Here is a 7,364-nt window from a genome sequence, read left to right as displayed (position 1 = left end):
TGTGCGGTCGGGTGGCGGGGTCTCGTGACGGGCCTTCGGCCCTCCTCGACCTGCGGAGGATGGTCTCGTGACGGGCCTTCGGCCCTCCTCGACCTGCGGAGGATGGTCTCGTGACGGGCCTTCGGCCCTCCTCGACCTGCGGTGGGTGATGCGGTGAACCCGGGGCGCAGGCTCGTTGGTCGAGGAGGGCGCCCTGGCGCCCGTCACGAGACCTGGTGAGAGGGTTGTGCGGTCGGGTGGCGGGGTCTCGTGACGGGCCTTCGGCCCTCCTCGACCTGCGGTGGGTGATGCGGTGAACCCGGGGCGCAGGCTCGTTGGTCGAGGAGGGCGCCCTGGCGCCCGTCACGAGACCTGGTGAGAGGGGTGTGCGGTCGGGTGGCGGGGTCTCGTGACGGGCCTTCGGCCCTCCTCGACCTGCGGAGGATGGTCTCGTGACGGGCCTTCGGCCCTCCTCGACCAGCGGGTGGGCGTCGACACGCGGGTCAGTTCAGGTACCGCTCCCAGTCGTCCGGTACCCGGCCCTCGGGGCCGGGGACGTCCTGGGCGACGGGGTGGTGCTGGGGGTCGGCGAGGGTGGGGCCGAGGAAGGCGACCTCGCGGGAGAAGTCCCAGAACCACTCCTCACCGGGTTCGTAGGACCGCATCACCGCGTGGCCGGTCTCCTCGTAGTGCGCCGTGGCGTGCTGCGAGGGCGAGGTGTCGCAGCAGCCGACGTGTCCGCAGGCGGCGCAGCGGCGCAGGTGGAACCACCAGCCCTGCTCGGCCTCGCACTCGACGCAGCCCGGCCCGCTCGGCGGCACGGTCGGATCGATGCTCGGATCGAGTCGGGGGTCGGTCGTGTCGGGCATGTACGAAACCTACGGCGACCGTCTCCTGAAGACACGTGCGCATGGACCCGTTCGGACTATGTTCCGCGCCTCCCGGCGGTCCTAGGATGGCGCCGGTGCGACCGTTGGCCGCATCCCGACGAAGCCCCACCCGCCGGGAGTTGACTGCATGACCAAGCCCTCGTTCGCCGGCCGCGCCCTCGTCTCTGGGTTCTCCCGGCTGAACCGCCGACGGCCGTGGCACAAGCTGCCCGTCCCTGTCGCGCTGATGAACATCGTCGCGCTGCGGATCCAGCTGCGCGACAAGAACCTGACCGACACGCGTACGCCGGACCCGACCCTGCGGCGTCCGGGCGTGACGCCCGACCAGTGCCCTGCGGGTGCCGCGCGGTTCCGCACGCCGGACGGCTCGTACAACGCCCTCGACGACCCGGACATGGGCATGGCCGGCACCCGGTTCGGGCGCAACGTGGCGCTCGACAAGGCGTTCCCGGAGCCGATGCCCGGGCTGATGACGCCCAACCCGCACACCATCAGCCGCACGCTGATGCGCCGCGAGACGTTCACGCCGGCGACCACGATCAACCTGCTGGCGGCCTCGTGGATCCAGTTCCAGACCCACGACTGGTTCTCCCACGCCCGCGACAACGACGTGCCGATCGAAATCGACCTGCCCGAGGGTCACGCCTGGCACGAGAACCCGATGCGCGTCCCGCGCACCCGTCCCGACCCGACCCGCACCGAGAAGGACGCCGACCTCCCGCCGACGTACCTCAACCGGCTCACCCACTGGTGGGACTCCTCGAGCATCTACGGCAGCTCGGAGGAGGAGCGCAAGCGGGTCCGCAGCTTCACCGACGGCAAGCTGGTCATCCAGAACGGCCGGTTGCCCCTGGACCCCAAGACGGGCACGGCCATCACCGGGTTCGCGGAGAACTGGTGGGTCGGCCTGGGCATGCTGCACACCCTCTTCAGCCTCGAGCACAACGCGATCTGCGACGCCCTCAAGAAGAAGCACCCGGACATGGACGACGACGAGCTGTTCGGCACCGCCCAGCTCGTGAACGCCGCTCTCATCGCGAAGATCCACACCGTTGAGTGGACGCCGGCGATCATCTCGCACCCGGCGCTGACGATCGGCATGCGCGCCAACTGGTGGGGCCTGCTCGGCGAGCGGCTGCACCGGCTGGTGGGCCGGGTCGGCAGCAACGAGGAGCTCAGCGGCATCCCGGGCTCGCCGGTCAACCAGCACGGGTCGCCGTACCAGCTGACCGAGGAGTTCGTCTCGGTCTACCGCCTGCACCCCCTGCTGCCCGACGAGCTCCAGCTGCACTCGCTGGCCGACGGCAGCCTCCTGGACACCATGGCGATGGACGAGATCATCCTGATGAACGCCGAGAAGGTGCTCCGCGGCGGCGTCCAGGCGCACGACCTCTTCTACTCCTTCGGCATCCAGAACCCCGGCGCGGTCTGCCTGCACAACTACCCGCGCTGGATGCAGGACCTCACGCTGCCCGACGGCATCGAGCTCGACATGGGCGCCGTCGACATCCTCCGCGACCGCGAGCGCGGCGTGCCGAGGTACAACGAGTTCCGCCGCCAGCTGCACCTCGCGCCGGCGAAGACCTTCGCCGACCTCACCGACAACCCGGTCTGGGCCAAGGAGCTCGAGGACATGTACGGCGACGTGGAGCGCGTCGACCTCCAGATCGGCATGCACGCCGAGACGCCGCCGAAGGGCTTCGGCTTCAGCGACACGGCGTTCCGCGTGTTCATCCTGATGGCGTCGCGCCGCATCAAGAGCGACCGGTTCCTCACCGACTGCTTCACCGAGGAGTACTACACCAAGACCGGCCTCGCCTGGGTGGCCGACAGCTCGATGATCACCGTGCTCGAGCGGCACTACCCGGAGCTGCGCAAGGCGCTCGAGGGCGTCGACAACGCCTTCGTGCCCTGGAAGAAGGGGTAGCCATGACCATCAGCGCCGACCAGGACCGTCAGGCCCGCATCGACCTCATCAGGACCTACTGGGACGCCCTGATGTCGGCCGACCTGGTCACGTTCCGCGAGCTGCTGGCGCCGGATGCCGTCATCCACTACCCGGGCCAGAACTTCCTGTCCGGCGACTACACGACCACCGACGACATCGTCGAGCTCTACCGGACGCTGACCGGGTTCATCACCGAGGGCACCTTCACCGGCCAGGTCCTCGACATCACCACCGGTGAGCAGTACACGACGGTCATCCTCAAGTACCAGCTGCACCTGCCGATCAAGACGATCGACGGGCGTGCGACGGGCCTGTTCCTCCTCGACGAGAACTACAAGATCAAGGAGTACTGGCTGCACGAGTGGAACCAGGTGATGATCAATCGCGTGCTGCGGGCCACCTGGGCCTCCAAGCCGTTCATGCCGCTGGTCAACCGGTTCACCAAGAAGGGCAAGAAGTGACTGGTCCTGCTTCCCTCCCGCCGGGCAAGCTCGGGCTCCCGTGGATCGGCGAGACGCTCAGCATCGCGCGGAACAACCACAAGTTCTATCGCGACCACTTCGCGAAGTACGGCCCCGTCTTCAAGACGCGGCTGTTCGGCATCAACTTCGTGATCGTGTCCGGGCACGAGGCGTTCCACCAGTTCGCCACCGACCCGAAGGTGCAGCGCGGCGGCACCGACCCGGTGTCGGTGGAGCAGATGTTCCACAACTCGCTGGCGCTCATCGACGGCCCCGAGCACCACGCCCGCAAGGACGTGATGCTGGAGGCGGTGCGCACCGACGAGGCGATGGCGGCGTACCTCGAGCGCATGCAGCAGGTCTGGGGCGCGCACGTGGACCGCTGGGCGACGTCGGGCACGGTCACGGTCCGGCCCGACCTCCAGCTGGCATCGGCGGAGCTGACGGGCGCGCTCTACACCGGTGACCGGTCGAAGGCCCACGTCGAGGAGCTGAACGAGATCCTGGCGGCGATGCGGTACTCCCTGCAGATCCTGCCGCTGCCGATCCCCGGCACGCCGTACGCCAAGGCCCTCAAGGGCCGCAAGCGCCTCGACGTGCTGATCGAGCAGGCGATCCAGCGACACGTGGACCACCCGGAGCAGTACGACGACATCGTGTCGCGCATGGTGGCGGCCGCCCCGCGCCACGGCGTCCCCATGGAGAAGCTGCTCGGCGACGTGCGCCACCTGATCTTCGCGGGCCAGGCCGGCTTCTTCGTGCCGTTCATCCTGCTGACGATGGTGCTGGGCCAGCGCCCTGAGCTGCGCGACCGGGCCCGGGCCGAGGTGCTCGAGGTGTCGCCCGAGGGACAGATCACGCTCGAGCAGCTCGAGCGGATGACGTTTCTCGGCCAGCTGTCCAAGGAGGTGCGCCGATTCTTCGCGATGAACTCCGCGACGTTCTTCGGCAAGGCGGTCGAGGACGTGGTCATCGGCGGCTACCAGGTGCCCAAGGACTGGGGCGTCATCGGCGCGATCCACATCAACATGCGCAACCCGGAGGTGTTCGGCGACCCCGCGACGTTCGACCCCGACCGGTTCACCGCCGAGCGAGAGGCGGCGATGGCTCCCGGCAGCTACGTGCCGCACGGCGACGGTGAACGCAACCACCACCGCTGCCCGGGTGAGGACATGGTCACGATCGCCATCAAGATGTACCTGACGCTGCTGCTGCGCAAGCTCACGTGGACGCTGCCCGCCCAGGACCTGACGCTGACCAACGAGCTGTTCCCGCTGCCCGCGTCGGGGCTGCGCGTGAACTTCGCGCCGGCGTCGGTGGGGGCCGTGTCGTGAAGATGCCGCGGCTGATGGAGCTGACCAAGCTGATGGTGGTCGGCGCCCGCCTGCCGGTGACGCGGACGCCGGGCGAGGCCGGCCTGGCCTACGAGGACGTCGCCTTCGCGTCGACCGACGACGTCGACCTCAAGGGCTGGTTCATCCCAGGAGCTGGGGTCACGGCGGGTACGCCGGGGCCGGTCGTGGTGTTCGTCCACGGCTGGCTCTGGAACCGGATGGGCAACGTGGCCGGCCGGGTGCCCTTCACCGACCGCGACGTCGACTTCCTGCCGCCGACCAAGGCCCTCCACGACGCGGGCATCTCGGTGCTGCTGTTCGACCTGAGCAACCACGGCGAGAGCGGCCGCCGGCTGCCGCTGACCTTCGGGCCGTTCGAGGCCCGGGACTTCGTCGGCGCGGTCCGCTACGCCCGGAGCCGCCCCGACGTCGACGGCTCGCGCGTGGGTGCGGTCGGCACCTCGATGGGCGGCAACATCGTGCTGATCGGCTCGGGGGAGTGCCTGCCGATCAACGCCATGCTGCTCGTCCAGCCGACGCGTCCGTACAAGTTCTCCGCGGCCTTCGCGGCCGACGTGATGGGGAAGATGGGGTCGATGAGCCTGCCGATGGTCGACGTCGCCTACCTCGCCGCCCGGGCCCCACGTCCGAGCACCGTCGACCCGGGCGTGTACGCCGCCAAGCTCACCGACACCATGCAGAAGTACGTGCAGGGCACCGGCGACCCCTGGGGCTCGATGGACATCGTGCAGTCGTTCGTCGACCGCTCGCCTCGGGTGCTGCCCCTGGTGAAGTACCCGTCGACGGGGCGGTACGAGGGATACCGCTACGTGACCGAGCAGGCGCCCGACGTGGCGTCGTTCTTCGCCGAGTACCTCTGACATGAGGCTCCCGCGGCCGGTCGAGCTGATCAAGCTGATGGTGGTCGGGCAGCGCCAGCCGATCACCCGCAACCCCGCCGACGTCGGCCTCGCCTACGAGGACGTCTCCTTCACCGCGACCGACGGCGTACGCATCGAGGGGTGGTTCCTCCCCGGTCCGGCAGGAGCCGAGCGCGGGCCGGCCGTGGTGTTCGTGCACGGCTGGCTCTGGAACCGCACGGGCAACGTCGCCGGCCTGGTGCCGTTCACCGACCGCGACGTCGACTTCCTGCCGACCATCAGGGCCGTGCACGACGCCGGCATGCACGTGCTGACCTTCGACCTGAGCAACCACGGCCGCAGTGGCCGCCGCTTCCCGATGACGTTCGGCGCCTGGGAGGGCCGCGACCTGCTCGGCGCGATGTCCTACCTGCGCAACCGCCCCGACGTCGACCCCGTGCGCATCGGCGTCCTCGGCACGTCGATGGGCGGCAACACCGCGCTCGAGGCCGCGCCGTACTGCCAGCCGCTCCCGGCGATGATGCTCATCCAGCCCAACCGCGCGGGCACGTTCATCTCCCGTTTCGGCAAGGACCACCTCGGCAAGACCTTCGGCTCCGCCGTCCTGCCTCCGACCGACCTCGCGTACGCCGCCCTCCGCGCCCCGCTGCCCAGCAAGGCCGACCCGTCCGTCGCCGCCCGCCAGCTCACCAACACGACGTGCTTCTACGTCCAGGGCACCGGCGACCCCTGGGGCACCATGTCCGACGTCGAGGCCATGGTCGCCGCCACCCCCCGGGTCCTGCCCCTGGTCAAGTACCCCTCGACCGGCCGGTACGAGGGCTACCGCTACATCACCGAGTACGCCGACCAGGTCGCCGAGTTCTTCGCCGAGCACTTAGCTGGTTGAGGTGTGAGGAGCGCTAGCGACGAGCCTCGAAACCACGTCTGCGGTGGGGGGTGGTTTCGAGGCTTGGCCGTGGCCGGCCTCGCACCTCAACCAGCGAGGTGGTTGGTGGTTGAGGTGTGAGGAGCGCTAGCGACGAGCCTCGAAACCACGTCTGCGGTGGGGGGTGGTTTCGAGGCTTGGCCGTGGCCGGCCTCGCACCTCAACCAGCGAGGTGGTTGGTGGTTGAGGTGTGAGGAGCGCTAGCGACGAGCCTCGAAGCCACTACTGCTCCGGGTGGTCCTTCCGTGCGGTGGGTCGACTCGCCAGCTCCGGCAGATCGTCGTAGTCGCCCCGCATGAGCGCCTCGCGCTTGCGCCGGCTCCACCCCTGGACCTGCTTCTCGAAGGCGAATGCCGCACCGATGTGCTCGAACTCCGCCGACCACACGAGCGTGACCGGTCGTCGGCGCCGTGTGTACGACGCCCCGTCCTCACCTTCTTGGTGCTGCCAGAGCCGGAGCTCGAGGTTGTGGGTGCTGCCGACGTAGTAGCTGCCGTCGGAGCAGCGGAGCATGTACGCGTAAGCCATGCCTCATGGTCATCGACGGGATGCTCTGCGCGCTGCTGCTCTGTCTGCGCCTGTGGATGGCCGCGGCACCACGCGAGGTCGGGTGGTGGTTTCGAGGCTCGGCCGTGGCCGGCCTCGCACCTCAACCACCGAGAACGGTGGCCGTGGCGGGCCTCGCAGCTCAACCACCGAGAACGGTGGCCGTGGCCGGCCTCGCACGTCAACCACCGAGAACGGTGGCCGTGGCCGGCCTCGCACCTCAACCACCGAGAACGGTGGCCGTGGCCGGCCTCGCACCTCAACCACCGAGAACGGTGGCCGTGGCCGGCCTCGCACCTCAACCACCGAGAACGGTGGCCGTGGCCGGCCTCGCACCTCAACCACCGAGAACGGTGGCCGTGGCCGGCCTCGCACCTCAACCACCGAGAACGGTGGC

Annotated in this window: 7 protein-coding genes; 5 read left to right on the top strand and 2 right to left on the bottom strand. The window is 69.3% G+C overall.

Translation table 11 applies throughout. The features are described 5' to 3' along the window. Nucleotides 1–482: 482 nt before the first annotated feature. On the bottom strand, nt 483–848 hold the full coding sequence (locus ISU07_RS23630; protein ID WP_194709322.1) for a UBP-type zinc finger domain-containing protein: 366 nt from the start codon (nt 846–848) through the stop codon (nt 483–485). Nucleotides 849–996: 148 nt separating this feature from the next. Between ISU07_RS23630 and ISU07_RS23625 the strand changes: the two genes are divergently transcribed. The 5 genes from ISU07_RS23625 to ISU07_RS23605 are packed head-to-tail and all read left to right on the top strand — an operon-like array spanning nt 997 to nt 6,382. Further along, nucleotides 997–2,796, top strand: coding sequence for a peroxidase family protein (locus ISU07_RS23625; protein WP_194709321.1), 1,800 nt, complete (start codon nt 997–999; stop codon nt 2,794–2,796). A 2-nt stretch (nt 2,797–2,798) separates the two neighbouring features. Further along, the gene (locus ISU07_RS23620; protein ID WP_194709320.1) at nt 2,799–3,278 is read left to right on the top strand and encodes a nuclear transport factor 2 family protein; all 480 of its coding nucleotides are present in this window, start codon (nt 2,799–2,801) and stop codon (nt 3,276–3,278) included. Beyond that, nucleotides 3,275–4,612, top strand: a complete 1,338-nt coding sequence (locus ISU07_RS23615; RefSeq protein ID WP_194709319.1) for a cytochrome P450 — start codon at nt 3,275–3,277, stop codon at nt 4,610–4,612. Before ISU07_RS23620 ends, ISU07_RS23615 begins: the two co-directional genes overlap by 4 nt. Next, nucleotides 4,609–5,493 (top strand): alpha/beta hydrolase, encoded by an 885-nt coding sequence (locus ISU07_RS23610; protein WP_194709318.1) that lies wholly within the window; start codon nt 4,609–4,611, stop codon nt 5,491–5,493. Before ISU07_RS23615 ends, ISU07_RS23610 begins: the two co-directional genes overlap by 4 nt. A 1-nt stretch (nt 5,494) precedes the next feature. After that, nucleotides 5,495–6,382 (top strand): alpha/beta hydrolase, encoded by an 888-nt coding sequence (locus tag ISU07_RS23605; RefSeq protein WP_194709317.1) that lies wholly within the window; start codon nt 5,495–5,497, stop codon nt 6,380–6,382. Between the two features lie 261 nt (nt 6,383–6,643). Here the strand turns inward: ISU07_RS23605 and ISU07_RS23600 are convergent, their stop codons facing one another. Then, nucleotides 6,644–6,949, bottom strand: coding sequence for a GIY-YIG nuclease family protein (locus tag ISU07_RS23600; protein WP_194709316.1), 306 nt, complete (start codon nt 6,947–6,949; stop codon nt 6,644–6,646). Between the last annotated feature and the right edge of the window lie 415 nt (nt 6,950–7,364).

This window comes from Nocardioides islandensis (assembly GCF_015352455.1).
In the GTDB taxonomy this organism is placed as follows: domain Bacteria; phylum Actinomycetota; class Actinomycetes; order Propionibacteriales; family Nocardioidaceae; genus Nocardioides; species Nocardioides islandensis.
Note: the sequence above shows the minus strand (reverse complement) of the source record. Positions and strands in the feature narration are given on the sequence as shown.

Excerpts from the sequence above, each read along its gene's own strand:
- ISU07_RS23630 (WP_194709322.1), bottom strand. The coding sequence starts at position 848 with ATGCCCGACACGACCGACCCCCGACTCGATCCGAGCATCGATCCGACC.
- ISU07_RS23625 (WP_194709321.1), top strand. The coding sequence starts at position 997 with ATGACCAAGCCCTCGTTCGCCGGCCGCGCCCTCGTCTCTGGGTTCTCC.
- ISU07_RS23620 (WP_194709320.1), top strand. The coding sequence starts at position 2,799 with ATGACCATCAGCGCCGACCAGGACCGTCAGGCCCGCATCGACCTCATC.
- ISU07_RS23605 (WP_194709317.1), top strand. The coding sequence starts at position 5,495 with ATGAGGCTCCCGCGGCCGGTCGAGCTGATCAAGCTGATGGTGGTCGGG.
- ISU07_RS23600 (WP_194709316.1), bottom strand. The coding sequence starts at position 6,949 with ATGGCTTACGCGTACATGCTCCGCTGCTCCGACGGCAGCTACTACGTC.